At 68.9% G+C, this 18,764-nt stretch carries 22 protein-coding genes, 1 tRNA gene and 1 pseudogene; 16 read left to right on the forward strand and 8 right to left on the reverse strand.

What is annotated here, in order from left to right; translation table 11 throughout:
- The first annotated feature begins 57 nt into the window (after positions 1-57).
- Genes HHUB_RS00420 through HHUB_RS00425 form a run of 3 tightly spaced genes read left to right on the forward strand, consistent with a single transcriptional unit; the run spans position 58 to position 3,083 of the window.
- On the forward strand, positions 58-1,908 hold the full coding sequence (locus HHUB_RS00420; protein ID WP_059055187.1) for an ABC transporter ATP-binding protein: 1,851 nt from the start codon (positions 58-60) through the stop codon (positions 1,906-1,908).
- A 47-nt stretch (positions 1,909-1,955) separates the two neighbouring features.
- Positions 1,956-2,123 (forward strand): hypothetical protein, encoded by a 168-nt coding sequence (locus HHUB_RS16445; RefSeq protein ID WP_157533961.1) that lies wholly within the window; start codon positions 1,956-1,958, stop codon positions 2,121-2,123.
- A gap of 51 nt (positions 2,124-2,174) precedes the next feature.
- Complete coding sequence (locus HHUB_RS00425; protein WP_059055189.1) at positions 2,175-3,083, forward strand: decarboxylating 6-phosphogluconate dehydrogenase; 909 nt, start codon at positions 2,175-2,177, stop codon at positions 3,081-3,083.
- A gap of 96 nt (positions 3,084-3,179) precedes the next feature.
- Here the strand turns inward: HHUB_RS00425 and HHUB_RS00430 are convergent, their stop codons facing one another.
- Positions 3,180-3,761 (reverse strand): DJ-1/PfpI family protein, encoded by a 582-nt coding sequence (locus tag HHUB_RS00430; protein ID WP_059055191.1) that lies wholly within the window; start codon positions 3,759-3,761, stop codon positions 3,180-3,182.
- Between the two features lie 92 nt (positions 3,762-3,853).
- On the opposite strand from HHUB_RS00430, the gene HHUB_RS00435 reads away from it, so the two are divergent.
- From HHUB_RS00435 to HHUB_RS00455, 5 genes are all read left to right on the forward strand, one after another.
- Positions 3,854-4,435, forward strand: coding sequence for a 2Fe-2S iron-sulfur cluster-binding protein (locus HHUB_RS00435; protein WP_059055193.1), 582 nt, complete (start codon positions 3,854-3,856; stop codon positions 4,433-4,435).
- A gap of 163 nt (positions 4,436-4,598) precedes the next feature.
- A complete protein-coding gene (locus HHUB_RS00440; protein ID WP_059058131.1) occupies positions 4,599-5,954 on the forward strand; it encodes an MATE family efflux transporter in 1,356 nt (451 codons plus the stop codon).
- Between the two features lie 51 nt (positions 5,955-6,005).
- Positions 6,006-6,078, forward strand: a tRNA-Arg gene (locus HHUB_RS00445).
- A gap of 73 nt (positions 6,079-6,151) precedes the next feature.
- Positions 6,152-6,556, forward strand: a complete 405-nt coding sequence (locus HHUB_RS00450; RefSeq protein WP_059055194.1) for a hypothetical protein — start codon at positions 6,152-6,154, stop codon at positions 6,554-6,556.
- 82 nt (positions 6,557-6,638) lie between these two features.
- Positions 6,639-7,886: an outer membrane protein assembly factor BamB family protein gene (locus HHUB_RS00455; RefSeq protein WP_059055196.1), complete on the forward strand. Its 1,248-nt coding sequence runs from the start codon at positions 6,639-6,641 to the stop codon at positions 7,884-7,886.
- A gap of 48 nt (positions 7,887-7,934) precedes the next feature.
- On the opposite strand, the gene HHUB_RS00460 is transcribed toward HHUB_RS00455, so the two are convergent.
- Complete coding sequence (locus HHUB_RS00460; protein ID WP_059055198.1) at positions 7,935-8,633, reverse strand: DUF502 domain-containing protein; 699 nt, start codon at positions 8,631-8,633, stop codon at positions 7,935-7,937.
- Positions 8,634-8,806: 173 nt separating this feature from the next.
- Here HHUB_RS00460 and HHUB_RS00465 point away from each other — a divergent pair, with 173 nt between their 5' ends.
- A complete protein-coding gene (locus tag HHUB_RS00465) occupies positions 8,807-9,292 on the forward strand; it encodes a DUF7504 family protein (RefSeq protein ID WP_059055199.1) in 486 nt (161 codons plus the stop codon).
- On the opposite strand, the gene corA is transcribed toward HHUB_RS00465, so the two are convergent.
- From corA to HHUB_RS00475, 3 genes are read right to left on the reverse strand one after another with little or no spacing between them, the layout of a single operon-like run.
- Complete coding sequence (gene corA, locus HHUB_RS00470; RefSeq protein WP_059055201.1) at positions 9,289-10,257, reverse strand: magnesium/cobalt transporter CorA; 969 nt, start codon at positions 10,255-10,257, stop codon at positions 9,289-9,291. The genes HHUB_RS00465 and corA overlap by 4 nt on opposite strands.
- Entirely contained in the window at positions 10,254-10,418 is a 165-nt protein-coding gene (locus tag HHUB_RS16965; protein ID WP_169793376.1) for a hypothetical protein, read from the reverse strand. Before HHUB_RS16965 ends, corA begins: the two co-directional genes overlap by 4 nt.
- Before the next feature lie 41 nt (positions 10,419-10,459).
- A complete protein-coding gene (locus tag HHUB_RS00475; RefSeq protein ID WP_059055203.1) occupies positions 10,460-10,924 on the reverse strand; it encodes a deoxyuridine 5'-triphosphate nucleotidohydrolase in 465 nt (154 codons plus the stop codon).
- Positions 10,925-11,057: 133 nt separating this feature from the next.
- On the opposite strand from HHUB_RS00475, the pseudogene HHUB_RS00480 reads away from it, so the two are divergent.
- From HHUB_RS00480 to HHUB_RS00500, 5 genes and pseudogenes are all read left to right on the forward strand, one after another.
- Positions 11,058-12,643 (forward strand): annotated as a pseudogene (locus tag HHUB_RS00480) (S8 family serine peptidase).
- A 128-nt stretch (positions 12,644-12,771) separates the two neighbouring features.
- Positions 12,772-14,757, forward strand: coding sequence for an aconitate hydratase (locus HHUB_RS00485; protein ID WP_059055204.1), 1,986 nt, complete (start codon positions 12,772-12,774; stop codon positions 14,755-14,757).
- Between the two features lie 99 nt (positions 14,758-14,856).
- Positions 14,857-15,360, forward strand: coding sequence for a ribosomal protein S18-alanine N-acetyltransferase (gene rimI, locus HHUB_RS00490; RefSeq protein WP_059055206.1), 504 nt, complete (start codon positions 14,857-14,859; stop codon positions 15,358-15,360).
- A gap of 22 nt (positions 15,361-15,382) precedes the next feature.
- Positions 15,383-15,760 (forward strand): DUF5810 domain-containing protein, encoded by a 378-nt coding sequence (locus tag HHUB_RS00495; protein ID WP_059055208.1) that lies wholly within the window; start codon positions 15,383-15,385, stop codon positions 15,758-15,760.
- A gap of 24 nt (positions 15,761-15,784) precedes the next feature.
- Positions 15,785-16,204, forward strand: a complete 420-nt coding sequence (locus tag HHUB_RS00500; RefSeq protein WP_059055210.1) for a DUF5809 family protein — start codon at positions 15,785-15,787, stop codon at positions 16,202-16,204.
- Here the strand turns inward: HHUB_RS00500 and HHUB_RS00505 are convergent, their stop codons facing one another.
- Positions 16,205-16,642: a metal-dependent transcriptional regulator gene (locus tag HHUB_RS00505; RefSeq protein ID WP_059055212.1), complete on the reverse strand. Its 438-nt coding sequence runs from the start codon at positions 16,640-16,642 to the stop codon at positions 16,205-16,207.
- Between the two features lie 93 nt (positions 16,643-16,735).
- Between HHUB_RS00505 and HHUB_RS00510 the strand changes: the two genes are divergently transcribed.
- Together HHUB_RS00510 and HHUB_RS00515 are read left to right on the forward strand one after the other, a co-directional pair.
- Positions 16,736-17,308 (forward strand): NUDIX hydrolase, encoded by a 573-nt coding sequence (locus tag HHUB_RS00510; RefSeq protein ID WP_059055214.1) that lies wholly within the window; start codon positions 16,736-16,738, stop codon positions 17,306-17,308.
- Positions 17,309-17,355: 47 nt separating this feature from the next.
- Positions 17,356-17,724, forward strand: coding sequence for a rhodanese-like domain-containing protein (locus HHUB_RS00515; protein WP_059055216.1), 369 nt, complete (start codon positions 17,356-17,358; stop codon positions 17,722-17,724).
- 94 nt (positions 17,725-17,818) lie between these two features.
- Here HHUB_RS00515 and yciH read toward each other — a convergent pair whose 3' ends face one another.
- Both yciH and HHUB_RS00525 read right to left on the reverse strand, forming a co-directional pair.
- A complete protein-coding gene (yciH, locus tag HHUB_RS00520) occupies positions 17,819-18,112 on the reverse strand; it encodes a stress response translation initiation inhibitor YciH (RefSeq protein ID WP_058980746.1) in 294 nt (97 codons plus the stop codon).
- A gap of 416 nt (positions 18,113-18,528) precedes the next feature.
- Positions 18,529-18,732 carry a DUF7573 domain-containing protein gene (locus HHUB_RS00525; protein ID WP_082687249.1) on the reverse strand — a complete coding sequence of 68 codons (204 nt, stop codon included), beginning with the start codon at positions 18,730-18,732 and terminating at the stop codon, positions 18,529-18,531.
- Between the last annotated feature and the right edge of the window lie 32 nt (positions 18,733-18,764).

Here is an 18,764-nt window from a genome sequence, read left to right on the forward strand (position 1 = left end):
GTCGCCGGACTGCGGCGACCGTAACCGACTTCGGGGACGGTGGTATCTCGAACCGTAATGGCAGCGACGGAGGACAGCGCCTTCGACGAGTACCGCGACCGCGTCGAGCGGCCGCTCGGCCGGCTGTTCCGGGAGTACGGCGCCAGCGAGTGGCCGTACTTCGCGGCCGGCATGGTGGCGAACGTCGTCGCGCGCGTCGCCAGCCTCCTGCCGCCGGTCGTACTGGGGGCCGCCATCGACAGCGTGTTCACCGGGAACGCGCCCTTCGACCTCCCGCTCGTGCCCGCGGCGTGGTTCCCGACCGAGGAGGTCGCCGTCTTCGAACTGTCCGTGGTGCTCATCGCGGGGTCGTTCCTCGTCACCGCCGTGTTCACGTACGCGTACGGCGTCACCGCGAACCTGTTCGCGCACCGCGTGATGCACGACGTCCGCACGGACTCGTTCGCGAAGATGCAGGGCCTGGACATGACGTTCTTCGACGACAAACAGACCGGCGAGGTGATGTCCGTGCTGAACAACGACGCCTCGAACCTCGAAGTGTTCCTCGACGACGCGCTCCAGAACTCCGCGCGGCTCGTCGTGATGGTCGCGGGCATCACCGCCATCCTCGTCGCCGAGAACTGGCAGCTGGCGGTCGTCACGCTGTCGGCGATTCCGCTGATGGTCGCGCTCACGTCGTGGTTCATGAAGCGCGCCGAGCCCCGCTACGAGCGCCAGCGCGCCGCCGTCGGCAACCTCAACACGAAACTGGAGAACAGCCTCGCGGGGGTCGAACTCGTGAAGACCAACGCCGCCGAGGCCCACGAGACCGACCGCGTCACGGACGCCTCCTACCGGTTCTTCCGGGACACGATGGACGTCCTCCGCCTGAGCTACGTCTACCGGCCGGGCATGGAGCTGCTCGCCGGGCTCTCCTTTGCTGTGACGTTCGCCGTCGGCGGCTACTGGCTGCTGTACGGCCCGCCGCTGTTCCTCTCGGGGTCGCTGTCCCCGGGCGCGTTCGTCACGTTCATCTTCCTCACCCAACGGTTCGTCACGCCGCTGGCGGAGGTGTCGAACATCGTCGACCAGTACGAGAACGCGAGGGCCTCCTCCGCGCGCGTGTTCGGCCTCATGGATGTCCCCTCGGCGGTCACGGAGGCCGAGGAGGCCGTCGAACTCACCGACGTCGAGGGGCGCGTCGAGTACGACGACGTGACGTTCAGCTACGACGCCGAGGAAACCGTCATCGACGACGTCTCCTTCGACGCAGACCCCGGCGATACCGTCGCGCTCGTGGGGCCGACCGGCGCCGGGAAGTCCACGCTCTGCAAGCTCCTGTTGCGGTTGTACGACGTGGACGAGGGCGCGGTTCGCGTGGACGGCCACGACGTCCGCGACCTGACGCTGGCGAGTCTCCGCGAGCACGTCGGCTACGTCAGTCAGGACACGTTCCTCTTCGACGGCACCATCGCGGAGAACATCGCGTACGGCCAGTTCGACGCCGACCGCGAGGCGGTCGTCGAGGCCACGAAAGCCGCCGACGCCCACGAGTTCGTCGTCGACCTCCCGGAGGGCTACGACACGGAGGTCGGGGAGCGCGGCGTGAAGCTCTCTGGTGGCCAGCGGCAACGCATCGACATCGCACGCGCCATCCTCAAAGACCCCGAGATTCTGGTCTTCGACGAGGCGACCAGCGACGTCGACACGGAGACCGAGCGCCGCATCCAGGCGAGCCTCGACGACCTCTCCGCGGACCGCACCGCGCTCGTCATCGCGCACCGGCTCTCCACCGTCCGGGACGCCGACGCGATTCTGGTCGTCGAGGACGGCGAAATCACCGAGCGCGGCACCCACGACGACCTCCTCGACCGCGGCGGCCGGTACGCCGACCTCTGGAACGTCCAGACGACCACGCTGGACGAGTGACCGCTCCCGGCGCTGGAATTTTGTCGGCGGCGTTCCAACGTGTAGGTATGGACGTCGAAGTCAAACACCTCGGTGCGCTCGGCATCCTCGGTGTGCTCGGCGTGCTGACCAACGAACCCGCGCTGTTCGGGCTGTTCGCCCTCTTCGTGCTGTTCGCCAGCGACCGCACCATCACGGTGCCGACGCCCGGCGGCCGCGACGCCAGCGCCGACTGACGCCCCCGCGGCTATCGCAACCACTACCTACCGCGGCCGGGAGTGCCACGTATGGAACTCGGTGTTGTCGGTCTCGGCCGCATGGGGCGCATCGTCGTCGACCGGTGTCTGGACGCGGGCCACGACGTGGTCGCGTTCGACATCGACGCGGACGCCCGCGAGGACGCCGCCGACGCCGGCGCGACGCCCGCGGAATCGATTCCCGACCTCGTGGACGAACTCGGCGACGAGAAGCGTGTCTGGCTGATGGTGCCCGCCGGCGACCCCGTGGACGCCGCGCTCGACGAACTCGCGCCCGAACTCGACGCCGACGACGTGGTCGTGGACGGCGGGAACAGCCACTTCGAGGACTCCACGCGGCGCGCCGGCGAGTACGAGTTCGCGTACCTCGACTGCGGCACCTCCGGCGGCCCCGCCAGCGCGGAACTCGGCTTCTCACTGATGGTCGGCGGCCCCCAGTGGGCGTACGACGAACTCGTTCCGGTCTTCGACGCGGTTGCGACCGGCCCGGACGGCCACGACCGCATGGGGCCCGCGGGCTCGGGCCACTACGTGAAGATGGTCCACAACGGCGTCGAGTACGCGCTCATGCAGGCGTACGGCGAGGGCTTCGAACTCCTCCACGAGGGCCGCTACGACCTCGATTTGGAAGCCGTCGCGAACACGTGGAACAACGGCGCCGTCATCCGATCGTGGCTACTGGAACTCTGCGAGGAAGCGTTCCGCGAGGAGGGCAACGACCTCGGCGACGTCGCCGACCACGTCGCCGGCGGCTCTACGGGCACGTGGACGGTCCAGGAGAGCCTCGAACAGGAGGTCCCGCTCCCCATCATCTATCAGGCGCTCGCCGAGCGCTTCGACTCCCGCGCCAGCGGCGACGGCGAGGGGCGGTTCGCGCGGCGGCTCGCGAACCGGCTGCGGTACGGGTTCGGCAGACACGAGGTCGCTCGGAAGGAGTAGCGCGGTTCTCAGTCGCTCGCTCCTTCCGAACCGCGGGAAACGCGAGCGGGGAGCGAAGCGACCCGCGAGCCGAGCGTAGCGAGCAACTGGGGGAGGTCAGTAGGTGTGGTCGTACTCGATTTCGTCGGCGACCTGTTCGGCGACGCCGGGCGAGCACTCGCGTTCGAGGAGGTGGAGAGCGAGATCGATGCCGGCGGTGACGCCGGCGGCGGTGAGGACGGTGCCGTCGTCGACGTAGCGGTCGTCGCGGACGTCGACGCCGTACTCGCGGAGGTCGTCTTTCGCGGACTCGTGGGTGGTCGCCGGCCGCCCCTCTAGGAGGTCGCCCTCCGCGGCGAGGAGCGCGCCCGTGCAGACTGTCGCGACGGTCGCGCCGCCGTCGTGGAGCGTAGCGAGGCGCTCCGGGAGCGTGCCGTCCTGCACTTCGGCCCACGTGCCGTTCTCGCTGCGGTCGTTCCAGCCGCCCCCGGGCACGAGCACGAGGTCGGGCGTGCCGATGAGCACGTCGTCCGGTTCGACGCGGAGGCCGTGGCTCGCGGTCACGCGCTCGCTTGGTACCAGCGTCTTCAGGTTCGCGTCCACGTCCGCGCCGAACGCGGCGGCCGTCCGGAACACCTCGTAGGGCGCGACCGCGTCCAGCTCGTCGAACCCCTCGTACAGCAGTATCGCGACGTCCATACCGGGGGTTCGCGTTACCCCCTCAAAACTCGCCCGGAGCGGGGCGGTGAGCAATCACAATACTGTTAAGCCACCTCTCCGTACCGCCGGACATGGTGAACACACTGGGGCTGCTGCTCGGTCTCGGGATGGCGCTCGCGCTCGTCGGGCTCCACCTCCTGAAGGGCACGTCGAAGCCCGTCCCCGAGGACATCGCCAGCGAGGTCCTCGAACAGCGCGCCTCGACGGTTCCGGAGACCGACTTCCCGGAGCCGTACAACCGCTCTATCGGCGGTGGCGGCGGCGCCGGCGCGGTCGCGGGCGGCGCCGCGGAAGGCGAACTCGAAGAGGAGAGCGAGGAAGACGAGGGCTTCGACCCCGAATCCATCCCGGAGGACGAGGTCGAGTACTACGAAATCGAGTTCGTCAAGGAAGGCGAGACCATCGAGGTCGCGAACAACGAGTCCATCCTCGACGCCGGCGAGGAGGAGGGCTGGGACCTCCCGTACGCCTGCCGGCAGGGCCAGTGCCTGTCGTGTGGCGGCCGCGTCGCCAGCGGCGAGGACGCGAGCGAGTTCATCCGCCACACGAACAACGAGACGCTCAGCGACGACGAGATGGAGAAGGGGTACATGCTGACGTGTACCGCCCACCCGACCACGTCGTTCTCCGTCGAGACCGACGAGACGCCGTAACTGCGGACCAGTTCTCCCCGCGACGACCGTCGTTCGACGGCGACGCGTGCCGTTTGCCGCTTTCTCCGAGCCGGAGTTTTCAAAACGGGCCGCTGCGTGAGACGTTGTAGTGCCCGAAACCCGCTCGACGAGCAGCATCACCGAGGGCGACCTCGTCGGCCCCATGATTCGGCTCGCGTGGCCGATGGTCGTCATCCAGCTCCTCCAGGTGACGTACAACCTCGCGGACACGTTCTGGCTCGGCCGGCTGTCCGGGAACGCCGTCGCCGCCATCAGCCTCGCGTTCCCGCTGGTGTTCTTCCTCATCTCCGTCGGCGGCGGGTTCACGACCGCCGGGTCGATTCTCGTCGCGCAGTTCACGGGCGCCGACAGCGAGGGCTCCGCGGGGAAGGTCGCCGCGCAGACGCTGGGCTTCGTCGTCGCCATCTCGACGGTCCTCGGCGTCGTCGGCCACTTCCTCACGCGGGACATGCTCGCGTTGCTCCCCGCGCAGGCCGAGACCGCCCGGGTCGTCGTGCCGCTGGCCGGCGACTACATGGAGGTGTTCTTCCTCGGGATGCCCGCGCTGTTCGGCTTCTTCGTGTTCTCCGCGCTGATGCGCGGCTACGGCAACACCCGCACGCCGATGCTCGTGATGTTCGTCAGCGTCGCCATCAACGTCGCCCTCGACCCGTTCCTCATCTTCGGCTGGTGGGTGTTCCCCGAGATGGGCATCGCGGGCGCCGCCGTCGCCACCATCTTCGCGCGCCTCGTCGCCGCCGTCATCGGCGTCTACGTCCTCTTCTTCACGAACGCCGGCCCCGACATCTCGCTGTCCCAGTTCGCGCCCGACTTCTCGATGATTTCCCGCATCGTCCGCGTCGGCACGCCTAGCGCCGCCGAGCAGTCCACGAGCGCGCTCGCGATGATTACGCTCACCGCGATGGTGGCGTCGTTCGCGCCCGCCGTCGTCGGCGCGTTCGGACTCGGCAACCGCCTCATCTCGCTGGTGTTCCTGCCCGCGATGGGACTGGGCCGCGCCACCAACACGATGGTCGGGCAGAACCTCGGCGCGAAACAGCCCGAGCGCGCCGAGCGCGCCGTCTGGCTCGCCGCGAAGGTCGCCGCCGGCGTCCTCCTCGCGGTCGCCGTCCTCGCCGCCATCTTCCCGCGGCCCATCGTCGCGGTGTTCCTCAGCCCCGGCGCGGAGAACGCCGCCGCCATCGTCGAGTACGGCTCGACGTACGTCCGCATCCGCGCCGTCGAGTTCGTCTTCGTCGGCGTCGTCCAAGTCTTGCTCGGCGCGTTCCGCGGCGCCGGCAACACGAAGACCGCGATGGTGATTTCGATGGTGACGCTGTGGATTGGCCGCGTCCTCACCGTCTACCTGTTCGCGTTCACGCTCGACTGGGGTGCTATGGGTATCTGGGTCGGAATGGCGTTCGGGAACATCACCGGTGCCATCGTCGCCGCCGCGTGGTTCACGCGCGGCACGTGGAAGCGCACGCTCGTCGACGCCGACGACGGCGACCCCGCATGACCGCCTTGGACTCACAACCGTTATACCGTTGCCCCCGCTACCACACGCCGAGGGCGCGTAGCTCAGCGGACAGAGCACTTGGTTCCGGACCAAGATGTCAGGGGTTCAAATCCCTTCGCGCCCGCTTCTCGGTGGTTCGATAGCGATCATCGGAACTGGCAAACGATTTACTTGTCCGTGCGTCGTATCGCGTGAATGTGAGTTGGCGCCGCTCGGCCCGCCGTCTCGTCGCGCTCGTCGTGTATTTCGTGACGTTCACGCTCGGCGCCGGGCTATTCGCAATCGACCCGGTTCGCGTCCTGCTCGCCGTGCCGGTGCTGGCTGGCGTCGTGGTGCTCGGTCACGCGGTGAAAACGAGTCACCTCGACGCGGTCGGCGTCGCGATACTGTGGCTGTGGGGCGCCGTGTTGGCGCTCAGCGTCGGTGGGGCCGTCGTCGAGACCGCGTTTCTGCTCCTGCACCGAGATGTACCGCCGTTAGTCGAACTGCGGGTGGCGCGCGTCGTCGGCACGGTCGCGCTCGTCGCCGTCCCCCTCTCGGTCTACCTCCGGCGCGTCCGGCGGAATCGACGAGCGACGGGTTCGAGCGGACGAGCCGCCTGATACCGCCCCTCGAAATCCTCGGCTGTCCTATTCTGAAAGTCGTCACAAGACACTTCTCGGGGGCGTCCGAACCCGCACAGCGATGGCTTCTGGTCCCTCGCCCTCCAGCCCTCCACCCTCGGAGTCGTCTCCGCGTCGTTCGTCGCGGCGCGCGTTCCTCGCGGGCCTCGGCGCGGTCTCGGCGACCGCGCTCGCGGGCTGTAGCGCGCTCGACGGCGACGCCGGTCCGGCCCCGTTCCCCGACGGCGACTGGCGGACGTACGGCAACGGCGCGACGAACGCGAACTACGCCGCGGGCGGCGTCCCGGAGCCCGAAGCCCACACGAACCTCGCGTCCGGGCAGTGGCCGCAGTTGCCGCCGGTCGTCCACGACGGCGTCGTCTACTTCGCCGCGGACCGAGCGGTCGTCGCCGTGACGCCGGACGGCAACGAGCAGTGGACGTGCCGCCTCGACGTGGAAGCCTGCGGCGCGCCCGCGCTGGATCCCGAGCGCGGCCGGCTCTATGTCCCGACTCGGGTCGTCCCGACGCAGGACGGCCCGGACCCGGCGCCCGCGTCGGTCACCGTCCTCTCACTCGCGGACGGCGACATCGTCGCGACCCACCGCGTCGGCGACGGCCGCACGTACGGCGTCACGGTCGCCGACGGCGACGTGTACGCCCGGAGCGCGACGTCGTGCGTGCGGCTCGCGCCCGACGGCACTGAGCGCTGGCGGCGCTCGCTGACGCCGCTGGTCTACGACGAGTACAACCTCGGCGACTCGTCGGCGACCCAGATTCCACCAGCAGTCACCGACGACGGCGTGTACGTCCCCGACCGGGACGCGCTCGTGAAGTTCGACCGCGAGACTGGCGACGAACAGTGGCGCGTCCCCGTGGACACGCCGTACGCCGCCGCGGTCGTGGACGACGGCGGCGTCGTCCAGACGGGCTGGCAGGAGACGGTCGCTGTCACGCGCTCGGGCGACGTTCGCTGGCGGCGGGACCTCCAGAGTCGGGCGGCCGCCGCGGCCGACGGCGGCGACCTCTACGTCGTCTCCGGCGACCTCCACGAGGTCGACGCCGAGACCGGGGAGACGAACTGGCAGGCACACCTCCCTAGCGAGGGGACGGCCGCGCCGGTCGTGACCGACGAGTCGGTCCTCGCCGTCGCCGGTAGCGTCTACGCGTTCCGCCGGGACGCCGGCGGCTTCCTCGGTCCCGACCGGCGGCGCTGGCGCGTCGCCGCGGTCAACGCGACGACGCACGCGTCCCCGGTGCTGGCGGCCGGGCGGGCGTTCGTCGTCACGCTGTCGCGTCTCGTGGCGCTCTCGCCCGAGACGAGCGACTGAGAGACGTGACTCGGGAATGGCGCGCGGCGTCGCGGGCCGCCGCGAGAATCAGTGCTCGGTCTCCGCGTCGCGGTCGTCGTCGGGTGCCGCGCCCATCGCGGCGAGTTCGTCTTCGTCGAGTTCGATGGCGTCGCTGCCGGAGCCGTCGGCCATCCCCGTCGTCATGAGGATGCGGATGGCCGTGCGGACGCTGAGGTCGGCGTCGTAGACGCGGCTCTCCGGGACCATTAGGAGCGCGCCCTGCGTGGGATTGGGGCTGCCCGGCACGAAGACGTTGTGCGCGGGCTCGCCGGCCACGTCGCCGACGCCGCTGGGGCTCTCGCCGGTCTTCAGGCCGAGCCGGTAGAGGCCGTCGCGCTCGTACTCGACGTACACCGCGGACTCGAAGTCAGAACTCCGCGAGGAGACGGAGTTCGCCATCTGCTTGACGCTGCTGTAGATGGTGCGGAAGACCGGGACGAAGTTCACCAGCCGCCCGGTCCGGCCGAACACGCGCCGGCCCGTGGGGCGCTTGGCGAACGCGCCGAGGACGGTGACCGCGACCAGCAGCACCGCGAGCGCGACCAGTTGCGCCAGCAGGTAGTTGTCGGCGGTGTACGAGGCGAGTCGCGTCCCTTCGACGATTGGCTGCAGCTGGCCCGCCAGGAGGTTCGTGACGAACCGGAGGATGACAATCGTCGCGACCAGCGGCGCCACCAGCACTACTCCCGCGAGAAAACTGCTCTTCAGTGACTCCTTGAGCCGCATATCGCGAACGGGCGCGCTGCGGAGAAAAGTGTGGCGGTGGGCCGTGTTTCCGACCCCCGAGAGAACACATGTCAAAGTTTATGTCGGTGGAGTAAGATGATTACGCGAACACGAATGCGAGGGGAGGGTCTGCCGGCGGCTCGACGCACGTTCTCGTCACCGGCGCGGACGCCGTGGCGACGGACGCCGACGTCCCGCCGGCGTCGAACGTGCTTGGTATCACTTACGAGACCGCCGCGGAGACGTGGCTCGGGGAGGTCCAGTCCGGTCCGGAGCGCACCGCCGTCGTGAGTGTCGGGGAGCACTCGCGGGCGGCCGCTGCCGCGCCGGCCGAACCGACCGCCGCCGCGTCCGAGGACCTCGCGGTCGCGACGGCCGCCGTCGAGACCGTCCCGGAGGTCGCGGACGTCGCCAGCGTCGGCGTGCTCGTCAACGACTACGTGTCGGCGTGGGACGACGAGACCACCGTCTACGTCGACGACTTCTCGGCGCTGCTGGACCCGACGTCCACGGAGACGGCGTTCCGGTTCGCGCACGCGCTGACGTCGTGTGCGGCCGCCAACGACGCGCGCGTCGTCGCCGGCCTCGACACCGCCGACCGACCGTCGTACGTCGCCGCGACGTTCGCGGAGCTGTTCGACGACGTCCGCGAGGTCTAGACCCAGTCCTCGCGGCGGAAGTACGCCATCAGTATCAGCGCCATCGCGGCCATCCCGACCATCACCGCCGGGTAGCCGTACGGCCACGCCAGCTCCGGCATGTGCTCGAAGTTCATGCCGTAGACGCCCGCGACGAACGTCAGCGGGAGGATGACGGTGGCGACGACGGTGAGCTTCTTCATCGCGTCGTTGGTGGACATCGACAGCGCGTTCAGGTAGATGTCCCGGGCGCCGCTCGTCAGGTCGCGGTACGTCTCCACGAGGTCGACGAGCTGGACGAGGTGGTCGTAGACGTCCCGGTAGTACTTCTCGGCGTCCTCGCCGATCTGCTCGGGGTCGCCGCGCGCCAGCACGCCGACGGCTTCCCGCGTCGGCCACAGCAGCCGCCGCACGGACAGCAGGTCGCGGCGCAGGTCGTTGATGCGCTCGAGGACGTCGTCGCCGGCGGCGTCCACGACCTCGTCCTCGACGACCTCGATGTCGTCCTCGATGTCGTCCAGGATGGCGAAGTAGTCGTCGACGACGCGGTCGAGACACCGGTACGCGGTGAAGTCCGCGCCCCGGGAGGCGAGCCGCGGCTCCTCGCGGTGGACGCGCTCCCAGACGTCGTCCAGCGAGGCGACGCGCTCCGGTTCGACGGTGACCAGCCAGTCGTCCCCGAGGAACAGCCCGACCTGCTGTGCGTGGAGTTCCTCCGCGAACGCGACGTCGCCGCGCCGCAGCGTCGCCGCCTTCACGAGCACGAACGTGTGTTCGTCGAACTCCTCGACCTTCGGCCGGACGTCCCCGCGCACGTCCTCGACTTCCAGCGCGTGGATGTCGTAGGCGTCGGCGACGTCGTCGAGTTCGGCGTCGCTGGGGTCGGTCACGCGCACCCACGTCGTCCCTTCGGCGTCCCGCGCGGCTTCGAGGTCGGTCCACTCCGCGAGCCCGTCGGCCGCGTAGACGACGCAGTCGACGGTCACGCCGCCACCTCCCGTCCCGCGGTGATGCTCAACAGCGTGATGCCGACGATGAGTGCGGTGATGCTGAACGCCCGCCCGGGGTAGGCGACGGTGGTGCCGACGACGTAGCCCGCGACGCCGGCGGCGGTCGCGGCGACGCCGGCCGCTCGCAGCCAGTGCATGCTCTGGTGCTCGCGCCCGGCCACCAAAAGTGCCCGCCCGACTACTCGACGCGCTCGCCCTGGTAGCTCCCCTCGTAGGTGTCGGCGTGTTCGGCGTCGGCGAGCACGAGCTGGGCGACGCGCGCACCGCGTTCGAGTTCGACCTCGTGGTGGACCTGCAGCAGTCCCTCGCCCTTCCCGGTGTAGCCGGCGTCCCAGACGGCGGTGTTGAGCATGCAGGAGTTCCGCATCAGCGACGACCGCGGGTAGAGGAAGCCGACGTGGTCCTCGGGGATGGAGATGGTCTCGGCGTACTGGAGGATGTAGCCGCCCGGCGAGAGCGTGAACGTCTCTGCCTCGGTCGCGACCGGCTGGCGGTCGCCGATGGTCTTGCCGTCGGTTCCGATGCGGCCGGGCTGGCGCTGTTCGAGGACGGCTTCGACGGTGAGGTCGACGCCGTTCGGCTGGACCTGTGCTTTCGTGACCGGTTCGACGTGCTCGGCGACGAACGCGCCGCTCTCGTACATGCAGGGGCGGTCGCCCTCGCGGCCCTATGCTCTGTCGGTTCCACCGCCGAGTAGAATACGACCCCAAGACAGTATTATTTGTAGGTAAGAACTAGAAAAATTTTAAGTCTAAACGGTAGCTCGGTTGGGTGGTATGGCTGACAATACCAACCTGACGCGACGCGGCTTCCTGGGGGCAGCGGCAGCCGGAACAGTAGCGCTGGTCGGCGCGGCGTCGGCCGCGCCCGGCAAGGGGAACGGCAACGGAAACGGCCCGGAGCGCCGCGAGTACATCGTCGGCGTCTCCGCGACCGAGGACGACCCGAAGGGGTACGTGAAACAGCACCTGAAGGGCCGCGAGCAGGCCCTCGACAGCAACGAGACGCTGAACACGACCGTCGTCGGGCTGCCGGAGAACGCCGCCGAGCCCGCTCACGAGAACTTCCGCGAGCGCCTCGAAGCCGCGGACGCGGTGAAGTACGTCGAGCAGAACGTCGAACTGCAGGCGCAGGTCGCGCCCAACGACCCGCGGTACGGCGACCAGTACGCCGACCAGCAGGTGAACGCGCCCGACGCGTGGGACGTCACGTTCGGGGACGCGTCCGTGACCGTCGGCGTCGTCGATCAGGGCGTCAAGTACGACCACCCGGACCTCGACGGGAACATGGACGGCTCCGTCTCGAACTACGGCCGGGACTTCGTGGACGACGACGGCGACCCGTACCCGGACAGCATGGCCGACGAGTACCACGGCACGCACGTCGGCGGCATCGCGGCCGCCGAGACCGACAACGGCGAGGGCGTCACCGGCATCGGCAACTCCAGCTGCTCTCCGGGCGCGCGCTCTCCGAGCAGGGCTCGGGCTCGACGTCGGACATCGCTGACGCCGTGACGTGGGCGGTCGACCAGGGCGCGGACGTCGTGAACCTCTCGCTGGGCGGCGGCGGGTACACGAACACGATGAAGAACGCCGTCTCCTACGCCGCGGACAACGGCGCGCTCGTCGTCGCTGCGGCGGGCAACGACGGGCAGGGCTCCGTCTCCTACCCGGCGGCGTACAGCGAGTGTCTCGCGGTGAGCGCGCTCGACCCCGACGAGACGCTGGCGTCGTACTCGAACTACGGCTCGAACATCGAACTCGCGGCCCCGGGGACGAACGTCCTCTCGACGTGGACCGACGACGGCTACGACTCCATCTCGGGGACGTCGATGGCGACGCCCGTGGTCGCGGGGGTCGCGGGTCTGACGCTCGCGCAGTACGACCTTACGAACGCCGAACTTCGCGACCACCTGAAGGCGACCGCCGTTGATGTCGGCCTCTCCGGCGACGAGCAGGGCGCGGGGCGCGTCGACGTCGGCAACGCCGTCACCACCGAACCCGGTTCCGGCGGGGGCGGTGGTGGCGGTGGTGGCGGCGACGGCGGTTCGACGTCGACGACCGTCTCCGGGTCGCTGAACTACTGGGGAAGCACGTGTCACACGTACGCCTTCGAGTACGACAGCCCGAGCCGCGTCGTCCTCGAACTCTCCGGGCCGTCCGACGCGGACTTCGACCTCTACGCGACCACGGGCGTGGACGCGTGCCCGACCACCTCGGACTACGACCGCCGCTCGTGGACGACCAACTCCCAGGAGACCATCTCCATCGACGACCCGGACGCGTCCACGGACCTCCACGCGCTCGTGGACTCCTACTCGGGGAGCGGTGACTACACGCTCACGGTCACCGAGTACGAGTGACGAGCGACCCGCGAATCGTGTGGGTCGTTCACACTGTGCAAATAAGGACTTAGCCCGCGTATAAGGCGAATACGCCGTTCCTGAAACACGCGGGATTTATAATCTTCGAAGGTGCATCTTCGGACGCTATGGGACAGACGCTCACGGAAAAAATCCTCGACGACCACCTCGTCGAGGGCGACCTCGTTCCCGGTGAGGAAATCGGGATCGAGATCGACCAGACGCTCTCCCAGGACACCACTGGGACGATGGTCTGGCTGCAGTTCGAGGCCCTCGAGATGGACGAAGTCCAGACCGAGCTCGCGGCCCAGTACTGCGACCACCAGACTTATCAGTTCGACTTCAAGAACACCGACGACCACCGCTTCCTGCGCTCGGCCGCGGGGACGTACGGCGCGTACTTCTCCCGGCCCGGGAACGGCATCTGTCACAACGTCCACAAGGAGAACTTCGCCGCGCCCGGCAAGACGCTCCTCGGTTCTGACAGCCACACGCCGACCCCCGGCGGGCTCGGTCAGCTCGCCATCGGCGCCGGTGGCATCGACATCGCCGTGGCGATGGGCGGCGGCGCCTACCACGTCGAGATGCCGGAAGTCGTCAACGTCCGCCTCGAAGGCGAGCTCCCCGAGTGGGCCACCGCCAAGGACGTCATCCTCGAGCTCCTCCGTCGCCTCTCCGTGAAGGGCGGCGTCGGCAAGGTGCTCGAGTACACGGGTCCGGGCGTGGAGACGCTCTCGGTGCCCGAGCGCACCACCATCACGAACATGGGCACCGAACTGGGCGCCACCTCCTCCATCTTCCCGACCGACGAGAAGACCGAGGAGTGGCTCGCGCAGTTCGACCGCGAGGACGAGTTCGTCGACCTCGGCCCCGACGAGGACGCCGAGTACGCCGACGAAATCGTCGTCGACCTCTCGGACCTCGAACCGCTCGTCTCGAAGCCGTCCATGCCCGACGAGGTCGTCCCCGTCCGCGAGGTCGAGGGCGAACAGGTCGAGCAGGTCATCGTCGGCTCCTGTACGAACGGCGCCTACGAGGACATCCTCCCGTCGGCGAAGATGCTGGAAGGCCGTCAGGTCAACGCCGGCACCGAGATGATTGTCGCGCCCGGCTCCAAGCAGGCCTCCGAGATGCTCGCCCGCGAGGGCTGGACCGCCGAGATGATGGCGGCCGGCGTCAACTTCTCCGAGGCGACCTGCGGCGCCTGTATCGGCATCGGCCACGTTCCGGCCAGTGATTCCGTCTCGCTGCGGACGTTCAACCGGAACTTCGAGGGCCGCTCGGGCATCGAGGACGACTCGGTGTACCTCTGCTCGCCGGAAGTCGCCACCGCGGCGGCCATCGCCGGCGAGATCGTGGACCCGCGCGACCTCGCCGACGAGCTCGGCGACCTCGAAGCGCCCGGCTTCGAGCTCGCGGACAAGTACTCCGCGGGCTACGGCGCGGACGACCCCGACATCATCACGCCCGACGAGGCCATCGACGACGAGCTCATCAAGGGCCCGAACATCTCCAGTGTGCCCGTCAAGGACCCCATCGACGAGGACGTCTCCGGCGAGACGCTCCTGAAGATGGGCGACAACATCACGACGGACCACATCATCCCGGCGACCTCCGACATCCTGAAGTTCCGCTCGAACATCGAGCGGCTCTCGGAGTTCACGCTCTCGCGCATCGACGACACGTTCGCCGAGCGCGCGAAGAACGCCGGTAGCAGCGTGCTCGTCGCGGGCGAGAACTACGGTCAGGGTTCCTCTCGCGAGCACGCGGCGATGTGCCCGATGTTCCTCGGCGTGGAAGCGGTGCTCGCACAGAGCTTCGCGCGCATCCACAAGGCCAACCTGTTCAACTTCGGCCTGATTCCGCTCACCATCGACGAGGAGACCTACGAGCGCATCGAGCAGGGCGACGACGTCGAAATCGTCGACGACGCCCGCGCGGGCGTCGAGTCCGGCCAGGAGGAGTTCACCATCCGCGTGAACGACGACTGGGAGGCGACCGCCTACCTCGACGCGTCCGAGCGCGAGCGCCGCACGCTCGCGGCCGGCGGGAAGCTCTCGCTGACGAAGCAGCGCCACGGCGACAGCGGCGCGACGAGCTCCGCCGACGACTAAGCGCCTCGATTCTCTCTCTCCTTTCTTTCGCGACCCGACAGCGGCGCGTGGACTTCGCCTGCCACAGCGCCTTTATCCGCGGTGTGCCTAGGGTGGCACGTGACGACCGTCGCCCCGCGAGGCTCCGACACGGCCATCCGGCAGGCGACCCGCGCGGACCTGCTGGACGTGTTCGGCATCGAGAAGGAGGTGTTCGACCAGCCGTGGCCGTACTCGGCGTTCGAGCGACAGGTCGGGACGCCGGCGTTCCTCGTCAGCGAGACCGGCGGCCCCGTCGCCGCGAACGGCGAAATCACGGGGTACGTGGTCGCGGACACGATTCCGAACCACCGCCAGCCGCTTGGCCACGTCAAGGACATCGCGGTCCGCCCGGACAGCCGCGGCGAGGGCATCGGCGCGGCGCTGCTGCGGCGGTCGCTGTCCGCGCTCGGCGGGCAGGGCGTCCGCAGCGTGAAACTCGAAGTCCGGCAGAGCAACGACGCCGCGATGAACCTCTACGAGAAACACGGCTTCGAGTACCTGCGGACGCTCCCCCAGTACTACTCGGACGGCGAGGACGCCTACGTACTCGTCGCGAACCTCGAAGACCGTGACGCGTTTTAGGCGGTAGCCCCATCTCTCCGGCATGGGCTACGAGTGTCCGGTCTGCGGCGTCGAGGAAGCCGACGGCGAACACCTCGCGAACCACCTCGCGTTCACGGCGCTGGTGCGGGGCGGCGACCACGAGGCGTGGCTCGACGAGACCGTGCCGGACTGGGAGGACCGCGACCCCGAGTCGCTGGCGCCCGACGTGACCGAGCACGCCGAGGAGACGGACACGGAGACGGTGACCGAGCACCACGGCCACGAGATGCCCGCCGTCGAACAGCACGGCGACGCCGACCTCTCCGGGGAGGCGGCCGCGATTCTCGACGACGCACAGGAGCTCACCGAGCAGCTCCACGAGTCGTCGCTGGCGAGCCCCGACCCCGAGGACGGCGACGACGACTCCGAAACCCAGTAGGGCGTCCAGACTGTTCGTCCGCGCATGACAGAGACGCGTGGCGTGCTCGCGCCCGCGACAGAAGCCGCGGTCCGCGAGCGCTTCGAGGGCGTGGGGCCGGCCGCACAGACAGTCACCCGCGAGGTCGCTCGCGCGATGGAACTCTCCAAGGAGGAGTACGACGAGCGCGTCACCAGCGACGTCGTGGGCGCCACCCGCGAAGCCATGTTCGCCTCACTCCTGCAGGTCGAAGTCGGCGACTACGAGGAGTTCGAAACCGCGAAAGCCGACCACCCCGACGCCGAGGTCCACGAGAACGGAAGTAGCGACGTAGACCGCGCCGCGTGGCACTACGTGCCGTTCTCGGACGCGCTGGTGGCAACGACGTTCCAGAACGAGCCCGACGCCGCCGTCGCGACGCTGCGCCGCATCGCGTTCAGCGAGTTCTACGAGCCGGTCCTCTGACTACCGCGACACCTGGTAGTCCGAGCAACACTCCGCGAAGTCCGCGTCCGGCGCCGAACACCGTCCCGTGCAGGGGTGGTCGATGTGGCGCTTGAGCGCGCGAGCGGCGTCGTCGGAGAGCACGCCGCCGATGGCGTCCGAGTCGACGCCGTCGAGGTCGAGGTCGTCGCTCGTGAAGTTCTCCACGAGACACCGCTTCCACATGAGTTCGCGCGTGACGGTCTCGCCGTCGCCGGTGAGCGTCGCGCCCTCGTAGCGCTCGTAGTCGACGAGCCCGCGCTCCGCGAAGTCGTTCACGCGTTCGGTGACGGTCGCGGGGTCGACGTCGAGCCGGTCGGCGACCTCGCCGGTCTTCGCCGGGCGGTCCTCGCGGGCGGACACCAGCAGGATGGCGCTGAGGTAGCGGCCCGCCGTCTCCGAGAGGTCTCCCCCACTCATCTCGCGTGTTCGTCCGCCCCTCGGAGGGAAAAGGCTGTTCCCGGCCGCGCCGAGTCCCCCGGAGGCTTTGTGGGTGAGCGCGTACGGTCGCCCATGCGCGACCACGACTGGCCGGTCGTCGACGCCGTGACTGAGTACGAGACCAGCTGGTACGACGGCGGCTACGACCGCGTCGAGCAGCCCGACGGCTCGCTGAAAGACTACTACTGGGCACAACTGCCGCCCGCGGTCGTCGTCGTCGCCGTCGACGACGGGGACGTGTTGTTCGTCGACCAGTACCGGCCGACGATTCGCGAGCAGTGCATGGAGTTGGTGGCGGGCATCGTGGAAGAATCGAGTGAAGAAACGGAGGATGTCGCACCGACCCCGAACCGCGAGTCGTACGTCTCCGCTGGCCGCCGCGAACTCCGCGAGGAGACCGGCTACGACGCCGACGACGTCCACTTCCTCGAATCGTTCTGGACGGCGACCGGCGTGCTCCGCCACCAGCGCGGCATCGTCTTCGCGGAGGGGCTGACGGAGGTGGGGCGCGACCTCGACGACAACGAGTTTCTCTCCGTCGAGCGCGTGCCCGTCGAGGAGGCGCTGTCGGTGGCCCGCGAGCCGCCCGCCAACGACGCCACCATCGAGGGCCTGCTGCTCGCGCGGGCCGACGGCTACCTCTAAGTTCCACGACCGCAAGCCGTAACTCCGCACAGACCCACCGGAGGGACATGGACGGCGAGATTTCCGCCGACGAACTCGAAGCGCTCCTCGACGACGGGGAGGACGTCCGCGTCGTCGACATCCGCCAGCGGGCGGCCTTCGAGCGCGGCCACATCCCGGACAGCGAGAACATCCCCTTCTCCGAACTCCCGCAGTCCGTCGACCAGCTAGAGGGCGCCGACCGCGTCGTCACCGTCTGCCCACACGGGCAGGCCAGCCAGCAGGCCGCCCGGCTCATCAAGTCCTACGAGGGCCTCGCCGAGGACGCGCGCGTCGAGAGCCTCGCCAGCGGCATCACCGGCTGGGACGGCGACGTCGTCGCCGACGACCGCGACGAGGGGCCGGACACCGAGTCCGCGACCGAATCCCCGTTCTGAACGCTGGCGCTCCTCCTGCGGTAGCTGTACTGCGGAGCCGTGCGGCTCGGCGACGCGAACACTGAGAGAGAAGCGGTGGTCGTCGACGCGCGGGTTAGGCGACGTTGAAGCCCTTGTCGCGGAGGAAGTCCTCCACGCGCCCCGAGTGGTTGCCTTGGAGTTCGATTTCGCCGTCCTCGACGGTGCCGCCGCACGCGAACTTCGACTTGAGGTCCGACGACAGGCTGTCGAGGTCGACGTCGTTGGGATCGAATCCTTCGATGACGGTAACTTCCTTTCCGTAGCGTCGCTCGTCGATGCGGATCTCGATTTGCTGGGACTCTTTGGCGACGTCCTCGCAGACGCAGAGTTCCTCGGGCAACCCGCACGTCGAGCACACCTCAGACATTACACGTGTGCGTACGAAATCCGCCTATTAAACACTATCGCCGAGGACCGGGCAGGCGGCTGTTTTCGGCGGCCAGCGACCGCGCGAGCCGCCTCGCTTCGGCGGCGTCCACGTCCCGGCCTCGCTGCCCGCCGCGACACCCGCCTGTTCGGCGCTCGTTCGTTCGTCGCTGGGCGTCGGGTTGAAGCACACCGACCCGCGGTCAGCGACGCCGTGAGGTCGCTGGCGTCCGGGACCGACATCGCGGTCGTCGCGCCACCCCGCGAATCGGTGACCGTGTGGGTGTCGTGTGCGTCTGTTATGGTGTGCGAGCACCGGGCGTCGTCAGTTTTGACATCCTCCCACCCCTGAAAGGGTGGGCTTCCGCTCGCCACGTGTCACTTGTCTGTTTCTCGGTCACACACGACAATGCCGGTTCACGACCAGCGCTTACAGGCCGCGCACACGAACTCGCCGTCGTCCAGCCAGCGCCGCTGTGCGGCCTCGCCGCAGGCCGCACAGACCGACGCGTCGCTCCACGAACTCGTCACCGGCGTCGCGGCCGGCTCGTCGGCGTCATCGTCCGATTCCCGTTCGTCGTCCGCTCGGGCGAACGCATCGAGCGTGGCGTCGTCGGACACGCCCCCGAATTCGGGGGCGACCGACATAACCG

It is taken from the genome of Halobacterium hubeiense, assembly GCF_001488575.1.
Taxonomy (GTDB): domain Archaea; phylum Halobacteriota; class Halobacteria; order Halobacteriales; family Halobacteriaceae; genus Halobacterium; species Halobacterium hubeiense.

Excerpts from the sequence above, each read along its gene's own strand:
- HHUB_RS00420 (WP_059055187.1), top strand. The coding sequence starts at position 58 with ATGGCAGCGACGGAGGACAGCGCCTTCGACGAGTACCGCGACCGCGTC.
- HHUB_RS16445 (WP_157533961.1), top strand. The coding sequence starts at position 1,956 with ATGGACGTCGAAGTCAAACACCTCGGTGCGCTCGGCATCCTCGGTGTG.
- HHUB_RS00425 (WP_059055189.1), top strand. The coding sequence starts at position 2,175 with ATGGAACTCGGTGTTGTCGGTCTCGGCCGCATGGGGCGCATCGTCGTC.
- HHUB_RS00430 (WP_059055191.1), bottom strand. The coding sequence starts at position 3,761 with ATGGACGTCGCGATACTGCTGTACGAGGGGTTCGACGAGCTGGACGCG.
- HHUB_RS00435 (WP_059055193.1), top strand. The coding sequence starts at position 3,854 with ATGGTGAACACACTGGGGCTGCTGCTCGGTCTCGGGATGGCGCTCGCG.
- HHUB_RS00440 (WP_059058131.1), top strand. The coding sequence starts at position 4,599 with ATGATTCGGCTCGCGTGGCCGATGGTCGTCATCCAGCTCCTCCAGGTG.
- HHUB_RS00455 (WP_059055196.1), top strand. The coding sequence starts at position 6,639 with ATGGCTTCTGGTCCCTCGCCCTCCAGCCCTCCACCCTCGGAGTCGTCT.
- HHUB_RS00460 (WP_059055198.1), bottom strand. The coding sequence starts at position 8,633 with ATGCGGCTCAAGGAGTCACTGAAGAGCAGTTTTCTCGCGGGAGTAGTG.
- HHUB_RS16965 (WP_169793376.1), bottom strand. The coding sequence starts at position 10,418 with ATGCACTGGCTGCGAGCGGCCGGCGTCGCCGCGACCGCCGCCGGCGTC.
- HHUB_RS00475 (WP_059055203.1), bottom strand. The coding sequence starts at position 10,924 with ATGTACGAGAGCGGCGCGTTCGTCGCCGAGCACGTCGAACCGGTCACG.
- HHUB_RS00485 (WP_059055204.1), top strand. The coding sequence starts at position 12,772 with ATGGGACAGACGCTCACGGAAAAAATCCTCGACGACCACCTCGTCGAG.
- HHUB_RS00495 (WP_059055208.1), top strand. The coding sequence starts at position 15,383 with ATGGGCTACGAGTGTCCGGTCTGCGGCGTCGAGGAAGCCGACGGCGAA.
- HHUB_RS00500 (WP_059055210.1), top strand. The coding sequence starts at position 15,785 with ATGACAGAGACGCGTGGCGTGCTCGCGCCCGCGACAGAAGCCGCGGTC.
- HHUB_RS00505 (WP_059055212.1), bottom strand. The coding sequence starts at position 16,642 with ATGAGTGGGGGAGACCTCTCGGAGACGGCGGGCCGCTACCTCAGCGCC.
- HHUB_RS00510 (WP_059055214.1), top strand. The coding sequence starts at position 16,736 with ATGCGCGACCACGACTGGCCGGTCGTCGACGCCGTGACTGAGTACGAG.
- HHUB_RS00515 (WP_059055216.1), top strand. The coding sequence starts at position 17,356 with ATGGACGGCGAGATTTCCGCCGACGAACTCGAAGCGCTCCTCGACGAC.
- yciH (WP_058980746.1), bottom strand. The coding sequence starts at position 18,112 with ATGTCTGAGGTGTGCTCGACGTGCGGGTTGCCCGAGGAACTCTGCGTC.